At 64.9% G+C, this 22,164-nt stretch carries 24 protein-coding genes; 17 read left to right on the top strand and 7 right to left on the bottom strand.

Going from position 1 to position 22,164, the window contains the following annotated elements; translation table 11 throughout:
• Nucleotides 1-19 precede the first annotated feature (19 nt).
• Entirely contained in the window at nt 20-439 is a 420-nt protein-coding gene (locus ACVW17_RS20395; protein WP_456753536.1) for a YkvA family protein, read from the top strand.
• Here ACVW17_RS20395 and ACVW17_RS20390 read toward each other — a convergent pair.
• On the bottom strand, nt 436-1,800 hold the full coding sequence (locus ACVW17_RS20390) for a histidine kinase (RefSeq protein ID WP_456753535.1): 1,365 nt from the start codon (nt 1,798-1,800) through the stop codon (nt 436-438). The two genes, ACVW17_RS20395 and ACVW17_RS20390, sit on opposite strands and share 4 nt — an antisense overlap.
• Nucleotides 1,801-1,981: 181 nt before the next feature.
• Between ACVW17_RS20390 and ACVW17_RS20385 the strand changes: the two genes are divergently transcribed.
• Both ACVW17_RS20385 and fghA read left to right on the top strand, forming a co-directional pair.
• Nucleotides 1,982-2,602 (top strand): response regulator, encoded by a 621-nt coding sequence (locus ACVW17_RS20385; RefSeq protein ID WP_456753534.1) that lies wholly within the window; start codon nt 1,982-1,984, stop codon nt 2,600-2,602.
• Between the two features lie 24 nt (nt 2,603-2,626).
• A complete protein-coding gene (gene fghA, locus ACVW17_RS20380; protein ID WP_456753533.1) occupies nt 2,627-3,472 on the top strand; it encodes an S-formylglutathione hydrolase in 846 nt (281 codons plus the stop codon).
• Nucleotides 3,473-3,605: 133 nt separating this feature from the next.
• Here fghA and ACVW17_RS20375 read toward each other — a convergent pair whose 3' ends face one another.
• Nucleotides 3,606-4,937 (bottom strand): IS1182 family transposase, encoded by a 1,332-nt coding sequence (locus ACVW17_RS20375; protein ID WP_456756347.1) that lies wholly within the window; start codon nt 4,935-4,937, stop codon nt 3,606-3,608.
• A gap of 238 nt (nt 4,938-5,175) precedes the next feature.
• Nucleotides 5,176-5,688: a DUF3280 domain-containing protein gene (locus ACVW17_RS20370; RefSeq protein WP_456753532.1), complete on the bottom strand. Its 513-nt coding sequence runs from the start codon at nt 5,686-5,688 to the stop codon at nt 5,176-5,178.
• Nucleotides 5,689-5,875: 187 nt separating this feature from the next.
• On the opposite strand from ACVW17_RS20370, the gene ACVW17_RS20365 reads away from it, so the two are divergent.
• The 6 genes from ACVW17_RS20365 (at nt 5,876) to ACVW17_RS20340 (ending at nt 10,728) form a co-directional block, all read left to right on the top strand.
• Nucleotides 5,876-7,057 (top strand): ABC transporter substrate-binding protein, encoded by a 1,182-nt coding sequence (locus tag ACVW17_RS20365; protein ID WP_456753531.1) that lies wholly within the window; start codon nt 5,876-5,878, stop codon nt 7,055-7,057.
• A gap of 5 nt (nt 7,058-7,062) precedes the next feature.
• Nucleotides 7,063-8,040, top strand: a complete 978-nt coding sequence (locus ACVW17_RS20360; RefSeq protein ID WP_456753530.1) for a YVTN family beta-propeller repeat protein — start codon at nt 7,063-7,065, stop codon at nt 8,038-8,040.
• Nucleotides 8,037-8,852, top strand: coding sequence for an ABC transporter ATP-binding protein (locus ACVW17_RS20355; protein ID WP_456753529.1), 816 nt, complete (start codon nt 8,037-8,039; stop codon nt 8,850-8,852). The genes ACVW17_RS20360 and ACVW17_RS20355 overlap by 4 nt, the downstream gene beginning before the upstream one ends.
• Nucleotides 8,849-9,697: an ABC transporter permease gene (locus ACVW17_RS20350; protein WP_456753528.1), complete on the top strand. Its 849-nt coding sequence runs from the start codon at nt 8,849-8,851 to the stop codon at nt 9,695-9,697. The genes ACVW17_RS20355 and ACVW17_RS20350 overlap by 4 nt, the downstream gene beginning before the upstream one ends.
• Nucleotides 9,694-10,311 (top strand): hypothetical protein, encoded by a 618-nt coding sequence (locus ACVW17_RS20345; protein ID WP_456753527.1) that lies wholly within the window; start codon nt 9,694-9,696, stop codon nt 10,309-10,311. The genes ACVW17_RS20350 and ACVW17_RS20345 overlap by 4 nt, the downstream gene beginning before the upstream one ends.
• 141 nt (nt 10,312-10,452) lie before the next feature.
• A complete protein-coding gene (locus tag ACVW17_RS20340; protein WP_456753526.1) occupies nt 10,453-10,728 on the top strand; it encodes a copper-binding protein in 276 nt (91 codons plus the stop codon).
• Between the two features lie 24 nt (nt 10,729-10,752).
• On the opposite strand, the gene ACVW17_RS20335 is transcribed toward ACVW17_RS20340, so the two are convergent.
• Nucleotides 10,753-11,307: a PQQ-dependent catabolism-associated CXXCW motif protein gene (locus ACVW17_RS20335; protein ID WP_456753525.1), complete on the bottom strand. Its 555-nt coding sequence runs from the start codon at nt 11,305-11,307 to the stop codon at nt 10,753-10,755.
• Entirely contained in the window at nt 11,304-12,185 is an 882-nt protein-coding gene (locus ACVW17_RS20330; protein WP_456753524.1) for a substrate-binding domain-containing protein, read from the bottom strand. Before ACVW17_RS20330 ends, ACVW17_RS20335 begins: the two co-directional genes overlap by 4 nt.
• A 167-nt stretch (nt 12,186-12,352) precedes the next feature.
• Between ACVW17_RS20330 and ACVW17_RS20325 the strand changes: the two genes are divergently transcribed.
• Both ACVW17_RS20325 and ACVW17_RS20320 read left to right on the top strand, forming a co-directional pair.
• Entirely contained in the window at nt 12,353-13,279 is a 927-nt protein-coding gene (locus ACVW17_RS20325) for a quinoprotein relay system zinc metallohydrolase 2 (RefSeq protein WP_456753523.1), read from the top strand.
• Nucleotides 13,280-13,323: 44 nt separating this feature from the next.
• Nucleotides 13,324-14,148: a quinoprotein dehydrogenase-associated SoxYZ-like carrier gene (locus ACVW17_RS20320; protein WP_456753522.1), complete on the top strand. Its 825-nt coding sequence runs from the start codon at nt 13,324-13,326 to the stop codon at nt 14,146-14,148.
• A gap of 41 nt (nt 14,149-14,189) precedes the next feature.
• Here ACVW17_RS20320 and ACVW17_RS20315 read toward each other — a convergent pair whose 3' ends face one another.
• Nucleotides 14,190-14,531, bottom strand: a complete 342-nt coding sequence (locus ACVW17_RS20315) for a hypothetical protein (protein ID WP_456753521.1) — start codon at nt 14,529-14,531, stop codon at nt 14,190-14,192.
• 149 nt (nt 14,532-14,680) lie between these two features.
• Between ACVW17_RS20315 and ACVW17_RS20310 the strand changes: the two genes are divergently transcribed.
• Genes ACVW17_RS20310 through ACVW17_RS20295 form a run of 4 tightly spaced genes read left to right on the top strand, consistent with a single transcriptional unit; the run spans nt 14,681 to nt 17,448 of the window.
• On the top strand, nt 14,681-15,613 hold the full coding sequence (locus tag ACVW17_RS20310) for an ABC transporter substrate-binding protein (protein ID WP_456756481.1): 933 nt from the start codon (nt 14,681-14,683) through the stop codon (nt 15,611-15,613).
• Between the two features lie 2 nt (nt 15,614-15,615).
• Nucleotides 15,616-16,353 carry an ABC transporter permease gene (locus ACVW17_RS20305; protein WP_456753520.1) on the top strand — a complete coding sequence of 246 codons (738 nt, stop codon included), beginning with the start codon at nt 15,616-15,618 and terminating at the stop codon, nt 16,351-16,353.
• Nucleotides 16,343-17,053 carry an ABC transporter ATP-binding protein gene (locus tag ACVW17_RS20300; protein WP_456753519.1) on the top strand — a complete coding sequence of 237 codons (711 nt, stop codon included), beginning with the start codon at nt 16,343-16,345 and terminating at the stop codon, nt 17,051-17,053. Before ACVW17_RS20305 ends, ACVW17_RS20300 begins: the two co-directional genes overlap by 11 nt.
• Nucleotides 17,054-17,094: 41 nt before the next feature.
• Nucleotides 17,095-17,448: a hypothetical protein gene (locus ACVW17_RS20295; RefSeq protein WP_456753518.1), complete on the top strand. Its 354-nt coding sequence runs from the start codon at nt 17,095-17,097 to the stop codon at nt 17,446-17,448.
• A gap of 4 nt (nt 17,449-17,452) precedes the next feature.
• Here the strand turns inward: ACVW17_RS20295 and ACVW17_RS20290 are convergent, their stop codons facing one another.
• Complete coding sequence (locus ACVW17_RS20290) at nt 17,453-17,689, bottom strand: hypothetical protein (protein WP_456753517.1); 237 nt, start codon at nt 17,687-17,689, stop codon at nt 17,453-17,455.
• Nucleotides 17,690-17,900: 211 nt separating this feature from the next.
• Between ACVW17_RS20290 and ACVW17_RS20285 the strand changes: the two genes are divergently transcribed.
• Together ACVW17_RS20285 and ACVW17_RS20280 are read left to right on the top strand one after the other, a co-directional pair.
• Complete coding sequence (locus ACVW17_RS20285) at nt 17,901-18,968, top strand: efflux RND transporter periplasmic adaptor subunit (RefSeq protein WP_456753516.1); 1,068 nt, start codon at nt 17,901-17,903, stop codon at nt 18,966-18,968.
• Entirely contained in the window at nt 18,961-22,089 is a 3,129-nt protein-coding gene (locus ACVW17_RS20280) for an efflux RND transporter permease subunit (RefSeq protein ID WP_456753515.1), read from the top strand. The genes ACVW17_RS20285 and ACVW17_RS20280 overlap by 8 nt, the downstream gene beginning before the upstream one ends.
• The last annotated feature ends 75 nt before the right edge of the window (nt 22,090-22,164 follow it).

The raw sequence follows: 22,164 nt of genomic DNA, 5'->3' as shown, positions 1-22,164 counted from the left end.
CGTCTGGCGTGCAGGCGCCATGCTGTCGGCCTTCAAACTCTCCTCACTCAAGCTGTCTTCGATCAGGCTTTGGGCGCGCAACCTCAAGCGTGACAGCGTTGCGCTCTACCTAGCATCGCGCGATCCACGCGTACCGTGGTACGCAAAGGCCCTTGCAATCGCCATTGCGGCCTATGCGCTCTCGCCGATCGACCTGATACCGGATTTCATCCCGGTGCTCGGCTATCTCGACGACCTGATCCTGCTGCCGCTCGGCATCTGGCTTGCGCTTTCGCTGATTCCGGACGAGGTCATGGCGGAATCCCGCACTAAGGCCGCAGCCATCTTGCAGCGCCCGATCAGCCGGGCCGGCATGATCGCGATCGTCACGCTCTGGATCGCCGGCGCACTGGCGCTGGCCTGGGCCGCCTTCACCTATTGGCCGCGGTCACCGGGCTAAGCGCGCACGGCCTTCGGCACCAGCGCCTCGACCGTCACACCATCATCGGCGGAATCGATCTTGAGCGTGCCGCCGAGCGCGAGGATTCGCTCCTGCATGCCGGTCAAACCGCGGCCAAGCCGGTGATCGGCGAGCAAGCCGCGGCCATTGTCGCGGACCCGCACCAGCGCGCAGCCGCGGCTGCCGCGCGCGCCCGCCTGCCGCTCCGCAGGTTCGATCGTGATATCGACCGAAGTCGCGCCGGCGTGGCGGAACACGTTGGTGAGCGCTTCCTGGACGATGCGATAGATCGTCAGATCGGCCATCTCGCCGGTATCGCCGAGCTCGGGCGATACGTTGCTGTCGATCTCCACCTCCGGGTGGGTTTCGCTCCACATCCGCACCAGCGCGCCGAGCGCCTCCGCAAGTCCGAGCTCGGCCAATCCGACCGGCCGCAATCGCTCCAGGATGCGGCGGGTGAACTGCTGCAGCGCATTGACCTGCTCGAGGATGGCGTTGCCGTGCTTGCGCAGCGCCGCCGGATCGGGCTGTTCGACCTCCGCCAGCCGGGTCAGCGCGCCGGCATGCGCACGCAGGGCGAACAGATAGGGCCCGAACTCATCGTGCAGTTCGCGCGCGATTTCCTTGCGCTCGGAATCCTGCAGCGACACCGCGCGTTCGGCCAGCAGCCGCTTGCTATCCACGGCTTCGCCCAGTGTCGCCGCCAGATGGTTCAGTTTGGCACAGATCGCGGCCAGTTCCGGCGACCCGCCAGGCTCGACGCGCGCGTCGTAATCGCCGGCCTCGATGCCGGTCATGGCCTGCGACAGCGCCTCCAGCGGCGCCAGCGCGCGGCCGACCACCAGCATGGTGACCAGCAGCAGCGCCACCGCGATCGCGGAGCCCACCTCGAGCTGGGTGACGATGCCATCCCAGATCTCGGCGATTTCGTCGTCTGGATGCGAAGTGATGACAAGCGATTGCGGCTTGCCGTGAACCGAGATCGGCACCCGCACCGAGGTCTGCTCGGGATGGACCAGCGCGACGAACCATTCCGGCGCGGCGCGCAAACCATCGGCGTCCTCGGGCCGTTCGGTGGACTTGGCGGTCGCGCCATCCTGTCGCGTGATGCTGACGTGACGCAGCCGGCTCAGGTCCTGGACGATCTGGTCGAGCCGCGCATCGGGGTCCGGTGCCTCGTCGAGACCGGCCACGATCGTCGCGACGAACTCGCGCGCCAGCCGGATCACGCTCTGGTCCTCGGCCTGGACGCGCGGACCTGCTTCGAGCACGAGCCGCGCAATATTGATGCCCAGCCCAAGCGCCAAGATCAGCGCCAGCAGCAGGTTGATCCGTGCGCGCAAGGATAGCTTTTGCCACATGACGTTGCCCCCGACCGCGATCCCTCCTCCGAGAGGATCGTTGACAGCCAAATTTGCCCGGCTATCTAATCGCACCCTATCGCAATCCCATGCGAGGTGCACAACCGGCCGGAACCGAGGTGTTCTTCGTGCAAGCCGATGAGACGATGAGTGAACAGAAGCAGGTCGCCGGAACAATGCCATGCGCATTCTGATCGTTGATGATCATCCCATCGTTGCCTCCGGTTGCCGCACCGTGTTCGCCGACGATCCCGGGATCACCCTGCTCGAAGCCGCGGATGCCGAAAGCGGCGAGCGCGCGTTTGTCGCAGACAAACCCGATCTCTGCGTGATCGACATCAACCTGCCGACCGTCTCCGGCTTCGAGCTGGCGCGCCGCATCCTGACGCGCGATGCATCCGCACGCCTCATCATGTTCAGCATGAACGACGACCCGGTGTTCGCCGCCCGCGCCATCGACATCGGCGCCAAGGGCTACGTTTCGAAGACCGGCGATCCCAACGATCTGGTCGAGGCGGTGCGCGAAGTCGGCAATGGCGGCGTCTATCTGCCGCCGGCGATCGCACGCAACGTCGCGTTTGCGCGGCCGGGCTTTGCGCAAAACCCGCTGTCCAAGCTGACCTCGCGCGAGATGGAGATCCTGCGCCTGCTCAGTTCCGGCAAGAGCCTGTCGGAGATCGCCTGGCTGGTGCATTCGTCATACAAGACGGTCGCGAACACGTCATCGATCATGCGCCAGAAGCTTGGCGTGCGCACGTCGGCCGAGCTGGTGCGCCTAGCGATCGAGAGTGGCGTCGCCTGACGCTGCACTCCAACCGAGAGGAATATGGCAATGCAGACGGTTTCCCAGAACAAGTCGCATGGCGGTACGCAAGGTGTTTACCGCCATCCGAGCCGCGAGACCAAGACCGACATGACCTTCTCGGTGTTCGTCCCGGAACACGCGGCCGGCGCCAAATTGCCTGTGGTCACCTATCTCTCAGGCCTGACCTGCACCCACACCAACGTCACCGAAAAGGGTGAATTCCGCCAGGCCTGCGCCGAGCTCGGCCTGATCTTCGTTGCGCCCGACACCAGCCCGCGCGGCGAAGGCGTTCCCGGCGATCCCGCCAATGCATATGATTTCGGCCTCGGCGCAGGCTTCTATGTCGATGCGACCGAACCGCCGTTCGCGACCAATTACCGGATGTGGAGCTACGTCACCGAGGAATTGCCCAAGCTGATCGCCGAGCATTTCCCGGTCGACACGACGCGGCAATCGATCCTCGGTCACTCCATGGGCGGCCATGGCGCGCTGACGGTCGCGTTGACCTATCCCGATCGCTATCGCGCGGCCAGCGCGTTTGCGCCGATCGTGGCGCCGTCGCAGGTGCCGTGGGGCAACAAGGCGCTCGGCGGCTATCTCGGCAACAACAAACAGGCATGGCGCAAGCACGACGCGGTCGCGCTGATCGAGGACGGCGCCCGCTTCTCGGACCTGCTGGTCGATTACGGCGATGCCGACGGCTTCCTTGCCGAGCAGCTGCGGCCCGAGCTGTTGAAAGCCGCCTGCGAGAAGGCCGGCATCCCGCTCACTTTGCGGCGTCAGCCGGGCTACGACCACAGCTACTACTTCATCTCGACCTTCATGGCCGATCACCTGCGCTGGCACGCCGCACGGCTGAAGGCTTGAGCGTTCCCCGCGCGAAGTGTGAGTATCCGTCATCCTGAGAGCTTGTGACGGATTCGGCTCCTGCGGAGTTTTTGGCGGCTGTTCGTCGCAGCAATTGGCAGGTTTGAGTTCGAGTTCGGCGATGACCCGTTGTTTAGGCTCTGGAGAGGCGGTTGCCTTGCAGGATGTTGTTGACGAGGGCGTACCAGAGCACGACGGCACGGACCTTTTCGATGCCGCGCACGGTCAATTGCCGCAGGTCCCAATTGCGCCAGCGGGCATGGATGCACTCGCAGATCGACCGGGACCTGTATCGGGCCTTGCCCTCTTTGCTCGCCATTCGCGCACGCCAGGCCAACACCCCCGGACCGTCGCCGCGCCGCGGTAGATAGGGATCGGTACCGTGCTTGGATTGAGTGGGCGGACAAAAGATATCGATGCCCTCGGCATAGGCCCATTCGATGTCCTCGGCACTGCCAAAGCCGCCATCGACGAGATGGTCCTTGGGCAACCCTCCGGGCCGCGCACGCTGCCGCTCCAGCATGGGACGCATCAGGCCGCGATCGGATCCGATGTTGCAAATTCTGGTGTCGACGACGATCTGCTCGCCGGCCACGCTCGTCACCTGCACGTTGTAGGCGGGGCGGAAGCCGCCGTTCGCCATCTTCATGACCCGTGCATAGGCGTCCGTCGTGGAGGCCCGCGGCTCCTTCGGCGTCTTGCCGTTGCCGCGACTTTCTTCGCGCTCCTTGCGCTGCTGCTTGATCTCGGCGAGCGCCGTCTGCGCCGCCTTCACCCGCGCGCTGCGTTCCCGCGCGGCCCGCTCCTTGGCTGCCCGGGCACGCTTATTGCTGGCGTCCGAGCGTGTGTCGACCTCGCGCTTGAGGTCTTCCACCACGGCCTCAGCCTGCGCCAAATGCTTATCCAGCGTCGCCTCGCGCCGGAACGAGGCCGCCCCGGCGCTGGCCCGGACCCGCATGCCATCCTGCGCCAAGGTCTCCAGATCGACGAGACCGGCCTTTGCCAACGCTGCCAGATGCTCACTGAGCAGTCGGTCAAGCAGATCGGCGTTGCCGACCCGGAAGTCCGCCAGCAGGTGATAGTTCACCGACACCCCGCCGCACAGCCAGCGATAGGCATCGTGGCTCTCGCACAGCCGCTCCAACGCCCGCGCGCTGCCAACGCCTTCGCTGGCGGCATAGAGCCACAGCGCCAGCAAAAGCCGGGGCGAGGTCGCGGGGTGACCGGGACGATCGCCGCGAGCCTTGATCCGGTCCTCCAACTCACTCAGATCAAGCTCTTCGACATAAGACCAGATCAGCCGCACCGGATGGTCTTCCCCGATCAGGCTCTCAATATCAACCGCTCGCAGCGCAATCTGGTCGCGCTGGGGCTCACGCAGCCGCGGAGCGCCGGGCAAGCCCGCTTCGACTGATGGCTTCGCCTGCTCCGGCAGGTCCCCAAACAACTCATCGGCAGCCAACATCACCTCCCGCGAATCCATCATCGCCAGAGAATCACACCGCGCCGGCTTTCGGCTATAATGCTCGCTGAAACCCCAAAAAAATCACACCCTCTGAGGAGCCGCGCAGCGGCGTCTCGAAGGATGCACGGCCCGGCTGGTGGCCGTCGACCCTTCGAGACGCGCGCAAGGGCGCGCTCCTCAGGGTCACGGGGCTAAACTGGTGTCGCTCCATCAACGCTATTGCGAGCGAAGGGCTGATCTATCGGGCCTGCGGCAGGCCGTAGTTCGGCGCGAGCAGGCGGTTGCGCACGAGGTAATCGGTGGCCCGCGACCAGGATTCGTCGGTGTTGCCGCGCATGTCGGCGCTCGCGGCCGCCACCAATTGCCCGGTGTGCACGTCGCGCAGATAGAGATTGATGTTGAGGATCAGGTTGGAGACCTTCTGCACCACGCCGGTCATCGCAAGGTCAGCGCCGAGCTGGCCGGCCAGCTTCACGTCGCAGCCGCCGCAGGCCTGAAGATTGCTGCCGTGCGCCGCAACATTGACGGGCGCGATATCGAGCACCCGGAACTTGCCGGAGTCCGCAAGCTCCTTGCGGACCTGATCGCCGGCCCGCAGCAGCCGTGCCTGCTCGTCGGTCCGCGGCCCGTTCACTTCCCCTTGCAGGCTTGTATCGATCATCTCGAAGTCGAACACCGCAAGCTTGGGCGGCTCGGCGCGGACCGCCGCAGACATCACCAGCAAAGATACGACGACGAACGCTGATCTCATGCAAATCCTGATCTCATGCAAAGCCTGATCTCATGATTGTGAACCAATCGAATATGTAACCTTGCAACGACAAAAAGCGGGGTTGCAAGCCAGGCCAATTCCGGCATCTTGCACATCAACGCTTGGCCAGAAAAGCGGAAGCTTTCGATAGTGCCATGCCGAGTGAGGAAAGACTGCGGGAGGAGTTATGTTCCGATGGCTGATCGGCACGATCGCGCTCAGCATGATGGCGACCGGAGCGCTGGCGGCTGGTCCCGTCGAGATCCATATCGGCTATCTCGGCCATGCCGGCGTCAAATCGACGCTCTCGCTGGTCGAGCAACCGGCCGACAACGACGGCATCGCCGGCGCGCGGCTTGCGATCGAGGACAACAATACGACCGGCAAGTTCCTCAACCAGCGCTTCACGCTCGACGAGGTCAAGGTCAAGGACAGCGACGATGTCGCCAAGGCCGCGGCCGATCTCGCCGGCCGCAACGACTACATCATCACCGATCTGCCCGCCGATGCCCTGCTCAAGGTCGCCGACGCATTGCGCGATCGCGGCACCGTGCTGCTGAACGCGGGTGCGATCGACGACCGGCTGCGCGAGCAGGACTGCCGCGCCAACGTCATCCATGTCGCGCCGACCCGCTCGATGCTGGCGGACGCGCTCGGCCAGTACCTGGTGTGGAAGCAGTGGAAGCGTTGGCTGCTGGTGACGGGCTCGCATGATCAGGACAAGCTCTACGCCGATGCGCTGCGTCGCGCTGCCACGCGGTTTGGCGCCAAGATCGTCCAGGAACGGACCTTCGAGGACACCGGCGGCGCCCGCCGCACCGACTCCGGCGTGACGCTGATCCAGCGCCAGATGCCGGTGTTCACCCAGCAGGCGCCGGCCTACGACGTACTGGTCGCCGCCGACGAGAGCGAGGTGTTCGCGAACTATCTCCCTTACCGGACCTGGGACCCGCGGCCCGTCGCGGGCTCGGCGGGCCTGGTGCCGACCAGCTGGGACGCGGCGCATGACCAATGGGGCGCGGTCCAGATTCAGAACCGCTTCGTCAAGCTGAACATGCGCCGCATGACCGCGCTCGACATGCAGGCCTGGACCGCCGCGCGCATGATCGGCGAAGCCACTTCCCGCACCAATTCGGGCGATCCCAAGAAGGTCATCGCCTTCCTCAAAGGCAAGGATTTCTCGATCGCCGCCTTCAAGGGCACGCGGTTGACCCTGCGCGACTGGAATTGGCAGCTCCGTCAGCCGATCCTGCTGGCCGATGGTCGTATGGTCGTTTCGGTCTCGCCGCAGGAAGGTTTCCTGCACCAGGTCTCCGAGCTCGACACGCTCGGAGTTGACCGGCCCGAAACGAAATGCAAGCTGCAGTGAGGGAGATGAAACGTATGTGGCGCCGCTGTCTGTTGACCGGGATGCTCGTTTGGCTTGCCGCGACACCGGCGTCCGCCTTCGTTGCCTATGTCTCCAACGAAAAGGGCAACACCGTCACGGTGATCGACACCACCAGCTGGACGGTGACAAAGACCATCAAGGTCGGCCAGCGGCCGCGCGGCATCGAGTTCTCGCGCGACGGCAAGTTCGTCATGGTCGCGGTCGGCGACGACGACACCATCCAGGTGATCGACACCAAGACCCAGGAGATCGTCGACACCCTGCCCTCCGGCCCCGACCCGGAACTGTTCACCCAGGATGCGGCCGGCAAGACCATGTATGTCGCCAACGAGAACGACAACACGGTCACCGTGATCGATCTCGAGAAGCGCGCCCGGATCGGCGACATCCAGGTCGGCGTCGAGCCTGAGGGCATGACGATCAGCCCGGACGGCAAGATCCTGATCAACACGTCCGAGACCACCAACATGGCGCATTTCATCGATACGTCGACGCGCCAGATCGTCGCCAATGTGCTGGTCGATTCGCGGCCCCGTTTCGCCCAGTTCAAGCGCGACGGCTCCGAATTGTGGGTATCCTCCGAGATCGGCGGCACGGTGTCGATCATCGATCCAGTCAAGCACGAGGTCACCGGCAAGATCACCTTCGAGATCCCAGGCCTGCGCAACGAGGCGATCCAGCCGGTCGGCATCGGCATGACCAAGGACGGCAAGACCGCGTTCGTCGCGCTCGGACCCGCCAACCGCGTCGCGGTCGTCGACGGCGCGACCCACAAGGTGCTCAAATATCTCCTGGTCGGCCAGCGGGTCTGGCACATGGATTTCACGCCGGACGAGAAATATCTGATGGTCACCAACGGCGTCTCCAACGACGTCTCGGTGATCGATGTCGCATCCCAGAAGGTGATCAAGACCATTCAGGTCGGCGAACTGCCCTGGGGGATCACGATCGCGCAGCCATGACCGCAACCGACGCCCATATCGCGAGCCAGCCGTCGCCGGATACAGGCCCTGTAGCGGCGGTGCAGCCGGCATTGTCGATCGGCAATGTCAGCCACAGCTACGGTCCGCGACGCGCCCTGATCGACGTCAATTTCACGGTTCAGCCGGCAAGCTTCACCGCGCTGCTCGGCCTCAATGGCGCCGGCAAGAGCACGTTGTTCTCGCTGGTGACGCGGCTGTTCGGCATCCAGAACGGCCAGATCAAGATCTTCGGCCACGACATCAGCCGGACACCGGGTGAAGCGCTGCGGCTGATGGGTGTCGTGTTCCAGCCGCGCACGCTCGATCTCGATCTCTCGCTGACGCAAAACCTGCTCTATCACGCCGCGCTGCACGGCATCTCGCGGCGCGAGGCGCGGCTGCGCAGCGCCGAGGTGCTCACCCGCATCGGGCTTGCCGACCGCGCCGGCAGCAAGGTGCGCGATCTCTCGGGGGGGCAGATGCGGCGGCTCGAGATCGCCCGCGCGCTGCTGCATCGGCCTCGGCTGCTGCTGCTCGACGAAGCCACCGTCGGGCTCGACGTCAAGGCGCGCGCCGACATCCTCGACCATGTCCGCCAGCTCGTCACCGAACAAGGCATCGGCGTGCTGTGGGCGACGCATCTGTTCGACGAGATCATGCCGGGCGACGACCTCGTGGTGCTGCATCAGGGCCGGATGCTGGCGCACGGGGCGATGGCGCGCGTGATCGCCGATGCCGGCGCCCAGGACGTCAACACCGCGTTCATGCGCCTGACCGGAACGGCCACCCTTACCGGAAAGCCGCCCACATGAGCAGCACGACGGTCACGCCCGAGCGCAGCGGCTTCTCGCCGTCGGAATACATCGTCTGCCTGAACGGCATCGTGTGGCGCGAGGCGCTGCGTTTCCTGCATCAGCGCGAGCGCTTCGTCTCGGCGCTGGTCAGGCCGCTGGTCTGGCTGTTCATCTTCGCCGCCGGCTTCCGCCAGGTGCTCGGCATCTCGATCATCCCGCCCTATGAGACCTACATCCTCTACGAGGTCTATATCGCGCCCGGCCTGATGGCGATGATCCAGCTGTTCAACGGCATGCAATCCTCGCTGTCGATGGTCTACGACCGCGAGATGGGCAACATGCGGACGTTGCTGGTCAGCCCGCTGCCGCGCGGCTATCTCTTGTTCTGCAAGCTGCTCGCCGGCACGGCCGTCTCGCTGCTCCAGGTCTACGCCTTCCTGCTGATCGCCTGGTTCTGGGACATCACGCCGCCGACCGTCGGCTATCTCACGGTGCTGCCGGCGCTGGTGCTGTCGGGCCTGATGCTCGGCGCCTTGGGCATGCTGATCTCGGCCAGCATCAAGCAGCTCGAAAACTTCGCCGGTGTGATGAACTTTGTCATCTTCCCGATGTTCTTCGCATCGTCGGCCCTCTACCCGCTCTGGCGGGTGCAGGAAGGCAGCCCGATGCTGTATTATGTCTGCCAGTGCAATCCGTTCACCCATGCGGTGGAGCTGATCCGGTTTGCGCTGTACGGCAAGATGAACTGGGTCTCCCTCGCGGTGGTCGGCGGCTGCACGGTGGTGTTCATGATCGGCGCGATCCTGGCTTACGATCCATCGCGCGGCCTGGTGCGCCGCGGTCCCGGCGGAGGCGAGGCATGACGATCTGGCGCATGGCACTGGGCGCGCTGCTCGCGATGGTTCTGTCGAACCAGGACGCATCGGCTGCCGACCCGCGTTATCCGGACTGGCCCTGCCAACAGGCCAAGGTGCCGGAAATCTCGCTCGCCGCGGTGTGGGCCGGCCCGCCGCTCGGCGATGCCGAGACCAAATGGCGGGACGATCCGAAGGTCAGCGCGCTCGCGACCAAGCTTGCCGCGCGCCGCGTTCCGCTGGAGGACGCGCAGAAGGAGATCACCGAGTTCCTGCAAGCCTCCGCGGCCGACAAGGCCAATGCCGGAAAGCTGCTGTTCGCAGGCCTGTTCGATACGCTCAACGGCCAGCGCGCCTCGGTCATGAACGGGCTCGAGCGCGTGATGCGCAAGCAGCGCGAGGCCGCGGAAAAGATCCGCGACGATACGCTCGCGCTGCAAAAGCTGCAGGACGCCACCCCGCCGGACCAGGCCAAGGTCGACGAGCTCGGCAATCAGCTGGTCTGGGAAACGCGGATCTTCGAAGACCGCGGGCGCGTGGTGAAGTTCGTCTGCGAGGTGCCGACCGCGATCGATCAGCGGCTGTTTGCGCTCAGTCGCACCATCCAGCAGGAGCTGGACTAAGGCTTGCCCCCGGTGATGACAGATACGCATCCCGACGCGCTCTTTTGGGCCGCGCTGTTGCGGAACCAACTGCGCTCTCCGCTCGTTGACTCCAACTATATCTGAAGTTGGGAGACCTCGATGAGAGCAGCCAAGATCGTCATGACCAGCCTCGCGGCCGCGAGCCTGATCACCTCAGCGGCTTTGGCCCAGCAACCGATGACCGGAATCGTCACCAAGATTGACCGATTGAGCGGAACCATCTCGCTCCAGCAGACGCAAAGCGGAACGGTGGGCGCGGCCGGCGGCGCGATGCAGGAATACAAGGTACCCAAGGGATTGTCGCTGGAGGACTTCCACGCCGGCGACAAGGTGACGTTCACCACCTCAGACAACGATGGCGGCAAGACCATCAACAAGCTCGACAAGCAAAAATAACCGGGATGACGTGTGAGGACGGGCTCAATGCTCGCCCTCGCGCGGCTCGGGTTCCGATTCCGCCAGCGGCAATTTGGCGCGCCCCCAGCCGTCGGTCCCCTCCGGATACCACGCCACGTTGCGGTAGCCGTAGGACAGCACGCGCTTGGCCGCGTTCCACGACATCCAGCAACTTTCCTGGCAGTAGATCACGAGCAATTTTGCCGTGTCGCCGCCGGAGGCGCGGACCAGACCGCGTCGCAGATAATCTTCGGTCGATGCGGCGAGCTTGCCGTAGCCGGTGTCGGGCAGCCAGATGCTGCCGGGGATGTTGCGATGCGGCCGCTCGCGCCACACCGTGCCGGCGGGAAGATTCGGCTTCGGTGCGCGCGGCAGCACGTCGACGAAAGCGCCTGATTTGTCGCGCCAGATCGCTTCCGCCTCCGCAGTCGTGAGCACGCGTGCGCCGGCAAGCGATGTCGGCACTGGCGCACGGTAATCCTCGGTGCGATAACCTTCCGGCTCTGGAGGCGGGTCCTGCGCGCGGACAGGCGAAGCGGCGACCAACATCACCGCAAACATCGCCGCGAGGCGGATCATGGCGACTTGGTCGCGCTCTCCGGACCGATCGGACGGTCGTTCTCGTCGAGCAGCGGCACGCCGTAATCAAGCAGGATCTTGTTGATCGCCGGCTGGTTCTCCTGGATCAGGCGGTTGAGCTGCCGCTTCCAGTTCTGATCGGACCCGCGCACGCCCATGCCGATGCGATAGACCAGCTTCGGTCCGGTCGTCTCCTTCACCAGCGGCGTAATGTGCAGCGGCGGGTTCGCCTTCTTGGCATAGAAGCCCGCCATCGGTCCCCACAGGATGCCGGCATCGATCTCGCCCTTGGCAAGATCGTCCATCATGGCCTGGGCCGACGAATCGTAGCGGGTGTCGATCATCAGCGGATAGGGCTTCGCATTGCCCATCAGGCCGGCGGCGGCCATGTTGGTGGCGGGCGGCGTTCCCGCAACGATGCCGATATGCTTGCCCTTCAGCCGCTCGTCCTCGAGCGTCGTGACCTGATCGAGCTCGCCGCCCGCCTTGGTCACCAGCGCATAGGCCGTGCGGTAATACGGATTGGTGCCTTGGGCGAGGTCATCGCCCTGCGGAAAGCCCATGATCACGTCGCAGCGATGCGCCGCGAGCGTCATCCGCACGAAGCCGGTCGCCTGCGGAAAGAACATGTAGTCGAGCTTCTTCTGCAGCTTCTCGGCAAACAGCTCGCCGATCTTGTTCTCAAACCCCTCGCCCTTCTCGTTCGAGAACGGCAGGTTGCGCGGATCGGCGCAAATGCGCAGCACCTTGGCGTCGACCAGCTCGATCGAGAGTTCGCCCTGATCATTGATCTGCGCGCGCGAGATATCGCCGCCGGCGAGGCTTGCGATCAGGCCGGCAACCGCGAGCAGAACAGGACGGCATCCGACAATTCTCATTACGTCGTCTCCTCGTGATCGGATCGATCGCCGCGATCCACCAATTGCCCGGCGCACCATGACGTGCAACAGGAATAATCATCGCGATTGCGCCGCGTTGCTTGCTGCAGCGCACACTGGCGCGCGGCGACATCGATCGCGCGCTCCGGAGAAACTGAGGCGGAAACATGGTTCATGGCGGATCGGTGCTTGCGCTGCTCCTGGTGCTTTGGACGCCGACCATAGCGTGGGCGCAAGAGGCGGAATTGCCTGTGAGCGAAGTCGCGCCCGGAATCTTCGTTCACAGCGGGGTCACCTCCTTGATGACGCGCGAGAATGAAGGTGCCATCGCCAATATCGGATTCGTGATCGGCGACAGCGCGGTTGCGGTCGTCGATACCGGCGGCAGCGTTCGCGAAGGCCGGCAATTGCTCGCCGCGGTCCGCAGTCACACCGACAAGCCGATCCGCTACGTGATCAATACCCACGCGCATCCGGACCACAGCTTCGGCAACGCGGCGTTCGTCGGTGACGGGACCCGTTTCGTCGGCCACAAGATGCTGCCCCGCGCGCTGGCGGCACGCGGGCAATTCTATCTCGACGGCTTTCGCCGGACGATGGGCGACGCCTTGATCGACGAGGTGAAGATCATTCCGCCGACCGTGCTGGTCGAGGACACGCTTCAGCTCGACCTCGGCGGACGAAGCCTGACCTTGAAGGCCTGGCCGCCTGCCCATAGCGACAACGACCTCACCGTCTTCGACGCGCAGACCAGCACCCTGTTCGCGGGCGACATGGTGTTCCTGGTCCACATTCCCGTGGTCGACGGCAGCCTCAAGGGCTGGCTGCGTGCGCTCGACGACCTCGCGGCCATTCCCGCCGAGCGCGTGGTTCCCGGTCACGGACCCGTGAGCGCCTGGCCTGCGGGGCTCGCCGACGAGCGGCGTTATCTTGAGACGCTGGCCGCGGACGTTCGCGCCCTGGTCAAGAGCGGCAAGCCGATCACGGCCGCGGCCGAGCATGCAGCGGAGGCCGAGCGGCCGCGCTGGCAGTTGTTCGACGATTACAACGCCCGCAACGCAACTGCAGCATTTTCGGAAATTGAATGGGAGTAGCCGTTGGTCCTATAATGACGCGGCTCGCACAGGATTTCGCGAACATGACCGGACATCGCGCCCGCCTGCTCTGCATCGCCAGCCTCTTCACGATCGCGCTGGGCACACCGGCTGCGTCCGCGGCAGAGACCTATGATCCCTGGCCGGGCCTGGTCCAGGACATCTTCAGCAACCGCCCGATGAATGACGGCAACGACGTCATCGGCATCGAGATGCCGTCGCGGGCGGAAGATGCCGCGATCGTGCCGGTGACGCTGCGCAGCAAGCTTCAGCCCAGCGACAGTCGCCGCGTCGTCGCGATCACGCTCGTGATCGACGAGAACCCGGCGCCGATGGCCGCCAGGTTCACGCTTGGACCGGACGCCAACGTCACCGAGATCTCGACCCGCGTCCGGGTCAACAACTACACCAACGTTCACGCCGTCGCGGAGCTCAGCGACGGAAAGCTCTATGTCAGCAAGGTCTATGTCAAAGCCTCCGGCGGCTGCTCGGCACCGGCCGGCAAGAATGTCGAGGAAGCAAACAACCGGCTTGGCCAGATGCGCTACCGGCAATTCACCAGATCCGAACAGGGGCCGGCGAGCAGCACGCGGGACGCCCAGATCATGATCGGGCATCCGAACAATTCAGGCCTGCAGATGGACCAGGTCACGCAGCTCTATATCCCGGCCTTCTTCGTCAACGAGCTGCACATCTGGCAGGACGACAGCCCGGTGCTGGCGATGGAGGGCGGCATCTCGATTTCCGAGGATCCCAATATCCGCTTCACCTACGTCTCGAATGGCGCCAAGCGTTTCCGCGCCGAAGCCAAGGACACCGAAGGGCACGTCTTCGAGCACGAATGGAAGGTCGAGAATCCCGGGACCTGACCTGCCCGCTATCTGCCGATAGACTTTAGAAGCACCTGACTTCAGAAGCACCTGACTTCAGCCTCGGCCTGCGCGCGCCTGAGGTCGTTGAGCGCATTGGCGGCCTGCTCCGAGGAGCGGAACTGACCGCCCAGATTGCCGCGCACCTGCGCCATGCTCAGCACGGTCTCGGCGGTGACGTAGCGGTCATAGGGGATGATCGAGGCGACCACATCGATCGAGCAGGAACATTGCTCGATCGACTGCCGGGATTCGCCATTGGCCTTCATGCAGCCGAACACATATTCCGCCCGCGCCGAGGTCGGATAGTCATTGATCTCCTGGGCCCGCACGCCGATGGCGGTACCGGCGAGCGCCAGGACGGCGACAATCGGTCGTAGCATGCCAGCTCCTGCCATGGTCCTGCTTCCTCTTCTCTTTCCGCAAGCTATGCTATGGAGATTGATCAGAAAAGAAAACATTCGGGGAAGTGGCGCAAGAAACGATGATCATCTCTGTACGCACGGTGTTGGCTGCGGCAGTTCTGGCGGTCATGCAGTTCGGCACCTCGTGCAATGCGGAGACCGTCCGCGTTGCAGCGCAGAAGACCGGAACGCTGGCCTGGGAACTGGCCGTCATTCGCTCCCACGGTCTCGACAAGAAGGCCAATCTGTCGATCGACGTCGTCGAGCTCGCCAGCCCCGAGGCCGGCAAGATCGCGCTGCGCTCCGGCACGGCCGACGTGATGGTGTCGGACTGGCCCTGGGTGTCGCGCGAGCGCTCGCTCGGCGCCAGGCTGCAATTCTATCCCTATTCGAGCGCGCTGGGCGCCGTGATGGTCCCGGCCGCCTCGCCGCTCAAGACGCTCGCCGACCTCAAGGGGCGGAAGCTTGCGGTTGCCGGCGGCGCGATCGACAAGAACTGGCTGCTGCTGCAGGCCGCATTGAAGCAGGACGGCGTCGACCTGAAGTCGCAGGCGAGCATCGTCTACGGCGCGCCGCCGCTGCTCGCCGCCAAGACCCTCGACGGTGAGATGGACGCGACGCTCAACTACTGGAATTTCTGCGCCGCGCTTGAAGCCAGGGGTTTTCGCCGTCTTGCCGGCATGGAAGACGTGCTGAAAAAGCTGGGCAGCAAGGGCCGCATCGCGATGATCGGCTATGTCTTCGACGAAACCTGGGCCAACGCCAACAAGGACCTGGTGGCCCGCTTCATCGCCGTGACGCGTGCCGCGAAAGAGATTCTGGCGACCTCGGATGCCGAATGGGACACCATCGCGCCACTGACCGGCGCGCAGGATCCGGCGACGCTGCACGCCTACCGAGACCGCTACCGCGAGGGGATCCCGCGGCGTCCGATCGCGGACGAAGAAGCCGATGCACGCGTGCTGTACCGGGTGCTGGCGCAACTCGGCGGGCGTGATCTGGTCGGCACCGCGACCGAACTCGATCCCGGCACGTTCTACCAAGCGATCCCGGGAGACTAGCGGTGCTGCGTCTATTGTCCTTCGCACTGTTCATCGCGACCTGGTGGATTGCCTCGCTCGTGATCGGCGATGCCAAGCTGCCGGCCCCACCGGCGGTGCTGTCGGTGCTCGCAGCCGAGGCACGATCGGGGGCGTTGTTCGTCAATCTCGGCGCAACGCTCGCCCGTGTCGCGCTGGCCTTCACGCTTGCAATGGCACTCGGCTCGGCGATCGGCTATCTGATGGGCCGCGTCTCGCTCGCCAATCGCCTCGGCGATCCCTGGCTGATCCTTCTGCTCAATTTGCCGGCGCTCGTCGTCATCGTGCTGGCCTATATCTGGGCCGGCTTGACCGAGGTCGCGGCGATCGCGGCGATCGCCATCAACAAGCTGCCGACCGCCGTCGTCACGCTCCGCGAGGGCGCCCGCGCGCTCGATCCCGCGCTCGACGAGATGGCGACCGCCTTCGCCATTCCGCGCGGCCGCGCCTTCCGGCATGTGGTCCTGCCGCAGCTTGCACCCTATATCGCGGCGGCGGCGCGCTCCGGGCTCTCGCTGGTCTGGAAGATCGTGCTGGTCGCCGAATATCTCGGCCGCCCCAACGGCGTCGGCTTCGAGATCGGTGTCGCCTTCCAGCTGTTCGACATTCCCCTGCTGCTCGCCTATTCGCTGAGCTTTGCCGGCGTCGTGCTCATCATCGAGACCCTGATGGTGCAGCCGTTTGAAACCAGGCTAACCCGGTGGCGGCTCCGTGCAGCTTGAGGTCAATATTTCAGGCAAGAGTTTTGCGAGCGCAGCCGGCAAGCGGCACGACGTGCTCGACACCATCACCTTCACCTTGAACGCCGGCGAGGTTGGCGTGCTGTTCGGCCCATCCGGCTGCGGCAAGAGCACCCTGCTCCGGATTTTCGCCGGACTCGATGGCAACTACCAGGGCCACGTCACGCGCTCGCCCGGCATGCGCCTTGGCATGGTGTTCCAGGAGCCGAGGCTATTGCCCTGGCGCACCGTCGAGGAGAACGTGCGGCTCGCTGCACCTGATGTCGATGCCGACACGCTATCCGCGCTGTTCGAAGTGCTCGAACTGGGCGCGCACAGCAACCACTTTCCCGGCGAGTTGTCGCTCGGCCTCGCGCGCCGCGTCGCGCTGGCGCGCGCCTTCGCCATCGAACCGGATTTCCTGATCCTCGACGAGCCGCTGGCCTCGCTCGACAATGCGCTGGCGGGGCGGCTGCGCGACCAGATCGCCACGCTGGTGGCCAGCCGGAAGATGATGACGCTGCTGGTCACCCACGATCTCGACGATGCCGTCCGCCTCGGCGACCGCCTGTTCTTCCTATCGCCGCGGCCGGCGCGGATCCTTCACGTCGAAACCATCGCCGCGCCGCGCGCTGTGCGCGGCGAGGCCGAGATCGGCGAAATCAAGCGGCAGCTCTCACAGTTGGACCTTGCAAATATGTGAGACGCCGTCATCCTTGGACGAAAGCGGTAGGGAGAGATCGGATGTCGCGCGCGTTGATCGCTGTTGGTGTTGCGTTGCTGGTGCTGCCGGCAACCGTGCTCGCCCAAAGCAAGGGCAAGGGCATTCGGTTGTGGAATCTGACCAGCGCGACGATCTCGAGCTTCGAGCTGTCGCCGGCCGGCAAGAATGAGTGGGGCCCCAACCAGACGCTGAACGACAAGGACAAGGAAGTCGACCACGACGAGCGCCTGCGCATTACCGGCGTGGAGCCTGGCCGCTACGATGCCAGGGTCGGCTACAGCGGCGGCAAGCAGTGCGTCGCCCGCGACATCGAGATCAAGGCGGACGCCGTGTTTTCGGTCTCCGACAAGGATCTCAGGGATTGCAACAAATAAGGAGCTAACCGGCCGGCGGTTCGCCGCCCGTGCTCGCACGATCATTGGTGTGCGGATATTCGCAGCGCCATCGCACCGCAGTCCATTTCGGATGTTCGCCGACCCATTGCGCGATGTACGGCGGCGCGGCCATGGCGCATTGCTGCAGCGAGCCGCTCCAGTTGAACACCAGATGCTGCTCCTCGCAGGTGGCGGGCGACAGCACGGCACATACAGTGACAATCAGATCAATCGGGTTCATGCATGAAACCTCGCGGGCGTCGTCAAAAGATAACATAAGCGCTACGCCCGCAGCAGCCGGAAGTTTCAACGCCGTGCGAGATCGAGCGGAACCAGGCGGTCACGGCCCCGCTAGAACGTCGACCTGGTCCGAGCCGGCAGCCGTAAGACCGGCGCCTTGCCGCCAGTTCATTTCGTCAATAAGCTGGTTCCTCACAACTGCTAACAGGCTGATGGCTCTTACGGAAACCTTCTGGCGTGGCGCCGCGATCGCTGTGTGCTTGCTGGCGCTCGCCGCAGGCGCTTGGCCTCTCACGGGTCAAGTCCGGCGTGCTGCTGCGGAGCCCCAACCGGATAAATCGGATTCGGGCCGTACCGAGCCCTCCCGCACCGCAAACAGCGACCAGGCCGTGGTCAAGCTGACGCCCAGCCAGCAGGGACAGATCGGACTCGAAACCGCGGTTCTGGAAGCCGCTCCGCATCCCGAGCAATTCCACGCATACGGCGCCGTGCTGGACATCTCCCGCATCACCGAGCTCACCAACAGCTACGCCAACGCACAGGCGCAGCTCCAGACCGCGCAGGCCAAGCTCGAAGTCGCGAAGAGCGCGTTCGACCGGACCAAGAACCTGGTCGACTCCGCCGCGCTGCCGAGAAAGGAAGCCGAAACTGCGGAGGGAACGTTGCGGACCGACAAGGCCGCGCTTGCCGCCGCGGAATCGCAGCTCCGGACGCTGGCGGCGACGGCGCAGCAGGAATGGGGGCCGGTGATCGGCCGCGGCATCGTCGAGCGCTCGCCCGCCGTTGTCAGGCTGATCGAACGCGATCAGTTTCTGGTCCAGGTGACGCTGCCGCCCGGCGTGAGCGTCACCGGGACTCCTGGAACGGCTCTGGCGCAGGCGCCGACACGAAATGCGAATATCGATCTTCAGTACGTCTCGCCGGCAACACGCACCGACCCCCGCGTTCAGGGACTGAGTTATTTCTTCTCGGCGCCGGGCGACAGCGGCCTGTTGCCCGGCATGAACACGACAGTCTATGTGCCATCCGGCAACACGTATGAGGGCGTGTTCATCGAAGATACCGCGATCGTGCGATGGCAGGGCCGATCCTGGGTTTACCTGCGCGTGAGCTCCGACAGCTTCCGGCGGCTTCCGATCAGCACCGATCAGCCGGTCTCGGATGATGACTACGTCGTCCGGGACATCCCGTCGGGATCCGAAATCGTGATGCGGGGCGCGCAGGTCTTGCTGTCCGAGGAGGCCAAGAGCCAGCTTCGGGGCGGCGATGACAATGACTGACGGCATCGGCGCCAGCAGGTCAGGCCCGCAAGCCGCTCTTGTCGCGTTCGCCATCCGCTTCCGCGGCATCGTGCTCGCGTTGTCGTTGGCGCTGCTGGGCTATGGCCTGTTCGCGCTCGGCGAAGCCAAATACGGCGTCTTCCCCGAATTCGCTCCGCCTCAGGTTACGATCCAGACCGAAGCCCCCGGCCTCAGCCCGGAGCATGTCGAGCTTCTGGTCACCCAACCGATCGAAACGTCGATCAACGGCCTGGCCGGCGTCGAAAGCCTGCGCTCGTCGTCGATCCAGGGCCTCTCGGTGGTGACGGTCGTCTTCCAGCCGGGTAGCGATATCTACCGGGCGCGGCAATTGGTGACGGAGCGCCTTGCCGTGGTGGCCGCGCGGCTCCCGCAGGGCGTGCAGCCGCCGTCGATGACGCCCTTGACCCCGCTGGCCGGCACGGTGCTGGTCATCGGCCTGACGTCCGACAAGCGCTCGCTGATGGATCTGCGCACCATTGCGGACTGGACCGTATCAAGACGGCTTCTGGCCGTACCGGGCGTCGCCCAGGTCGCCACCTACGGCAAGGATGTCAGGTCTCTGCAAGTGCAGGTCCGCCCCGACGACCTGATCCGGTTCAAGGTCGGCCTGAATGATGTACTGGCCGCTGCGCGCAAGGCCACCGGCGTGCGGGGCGCCGGCTTCATCGATACCGCCAATCAGCGCATCACGCTGCAAACCCAGGGCCAGTCTCTGACGCCCGAGCAGCTGGCCCGCACCGTGCTTCTGCACGAAGGCGGTGCTAGCGTGGTTCTCGGCGACGTTGCGACCGTCGTGACCGCGCCCGAGCCGCCGATCGGGGCCGCCCTGATCGACGGCGTGCCGGGCATCATGCTCATGGTGAGCCAGCAATACGGCGCCAATACACGAGAGGTCACCACGCGCACCGAAGCCGCGCTGCAAGAGCTGCGACCGGGCCTTGAAGCCGACGGAGTTCGACTCCAGGCGGACATCTTCCGCCCTGCCAATTTCATCGACGCGGCGACCGAGAACGTGCTCAACGCCCTGTTGATCGGCGGCGTGCTCGTGGTCGTCGTTCTCTTTCTATTTCTGTTCGACTGGCGCACCTCGATCATCAGCTGCACGGCCATCCCCCTGTCGTTGATCGCGGCCGTGCTCGCGCTGCAATGGATGGGTGAAACGCTCAACACCATGACGCTGGGCGGCCTTGCAATCGCGATCGGCGAAGTCGTCGATGACGCCGTGATCGGCGTCGAGAATGTCGTGCGCCGCTTGCGTGAAAACCGCCGGGCAACGGTGCCGAGATCCGAGGTTCGCGTCGTGCTCGACGCCTTCCTCGAAGTGCGTACCGCCGTTGCCTATGCGACATTTGCGGTGCTGCTGGTCTTCCTCCCGATCCTGACGCTCCCCGGCATTGCCGGCCGCCTGTTCGGCCCGCTGGGCATCGCCTACATCTTCGCCGTGCTCGCCTCGCTCGCGGTCGCGCTTACGGTGACGCCGGCGCTCTCCATGCTGCTCCTCGTCGGGAAGACCGGCGAACGGCGCCTGCATGAACCGCCTGCGGTGCGGTGGTCTCGTCGCTACTACCAGGCCTTGCTGCGCCGTATCGGCCGTTACCCGAAGCTGGTGATGACGTCAGCCGCCGCTTTGACGATCGCCGGCGCGGCGATGCTGCCTTTCTTCGGCGGGACGTTCCTGCCGGATCTGCGGGAAGGCCATCTGATCCTGCACGTCTCCGCGATTCCCGGCACCTCGCTCGACGAATCGCTTCGCATCGGCAAGCTGATGACGGATACGCTGCTGAAAATCCCGGGTGTACGCCGGGTGGCGCAGCATGCCGGCCGGGCCGAAGCCGGCATCGACACGGTCGGTCCGCATTCCAGCGAGTTCGAGGTCGACCTGGAGCCGGGGCTCTCGGGCAAGGCACAATCCGCGGCAGAAGCGCGCATCAGAACCGCGCTTGCCGACTTCCCCGGGGTTTCCTTCTCGAGCAAGACCTACCTGACGGAACGCGTCGAGGAGACCGTCTCCGGCTTCAGCGCGGCGGTGGTGGTCAACATCTACGGACCCGATCTCGATGCGCTCGAGCGCGCGGCACGCGACGCCGCGCGAGAACTGGATGAAGTCGGCGGTGCCGCCGACGTCCAGCAACGAACCCCATCGGGTATGCCGCAGGTCAATGTGACGCTGCGCCCGACCGACCTGCAACGCTGGGGGCTCGATGCGGTCGAAGTGCTCGAACTGATTCGGACCGCCTATCAGGGCGACGTCGTCGGCCAGGGCTACGAAGGCAATGCCGTCTTCAATGTCATCGTGATCCTCGACGCGTACGACCGCGCCCGGCTCACCCAGATCGGTGACCTGCCGGTGCGCACGCCGAGCGGCGCCTACATTCAGCTGAAGCAGATCGCCGACGTCTACGAGACGTCGGGCCGCTATCAGATCCAGCATCTCAATGCGCAGCGCGTTCAGACCGTGACGGCCAACGTCAGCGGACGCGATCTCGAATCCTTCGTGGCCGCCGCCAAACGCAAGCTGGCTCGCGAGGTCACGCTGCCGCCCGGCGCCCGTGTGGAATTTGCCGGGGCGGCCGAGGCTCAGGCCCGGTCGCGGCACGATCTCATCGTCAACTCCTTGCTGGCCGGGACAGGCATCGTCGTTCTGCTCGCGATGGTGACCGGCCATTGGCGAAATTTGTTGCTGGTCCTGATCAACCTGCCGTTCGCCTTTGTCGGCGGCGTGTTCGCATTGGCGCTGACCGGCGGCCTGCTTTCACTGGGATCGATGGTCGGCTTCGTCACGCTGTTCGGAATCACGCTGCGCAACTCGATCCTCATGATCTCGCACTATGAGCACCTCGTGCTGGTCGACGGTCGTGTGTGGGGACTGGATACCGTGATCGAGGGCGCAGCCGATCGGCTCGTCCCGATCCTGATGACGTCGCTCGTGACCGGCCTCGGATTGCTGCCGCTGGCGATCGGCGCGGGAGAACCGGGACGCGAGATCGAGGGCCCGATGGCGATCGTGATCCTGGGGGGCCTGATGACCTCGATGGCGCTTAGTCTGCTGGTGCTGCCGACCCTCGCGCTTCGATATGCGCGCTTCAAGAGCCGCGCCTGAACACGTGCAAGGCGCGTGACGAGCTGGACCCGGTTTCGCTACACAAGCAGCGAACCGCGCGGACCAGGCATTGGC

This window comes from Bradyrhizobium sp. USDA 4473, from assembly GCF_054063335.1.
This window is presented reverse-complemented; position numbering and strand designations above follow the sequence as displayed.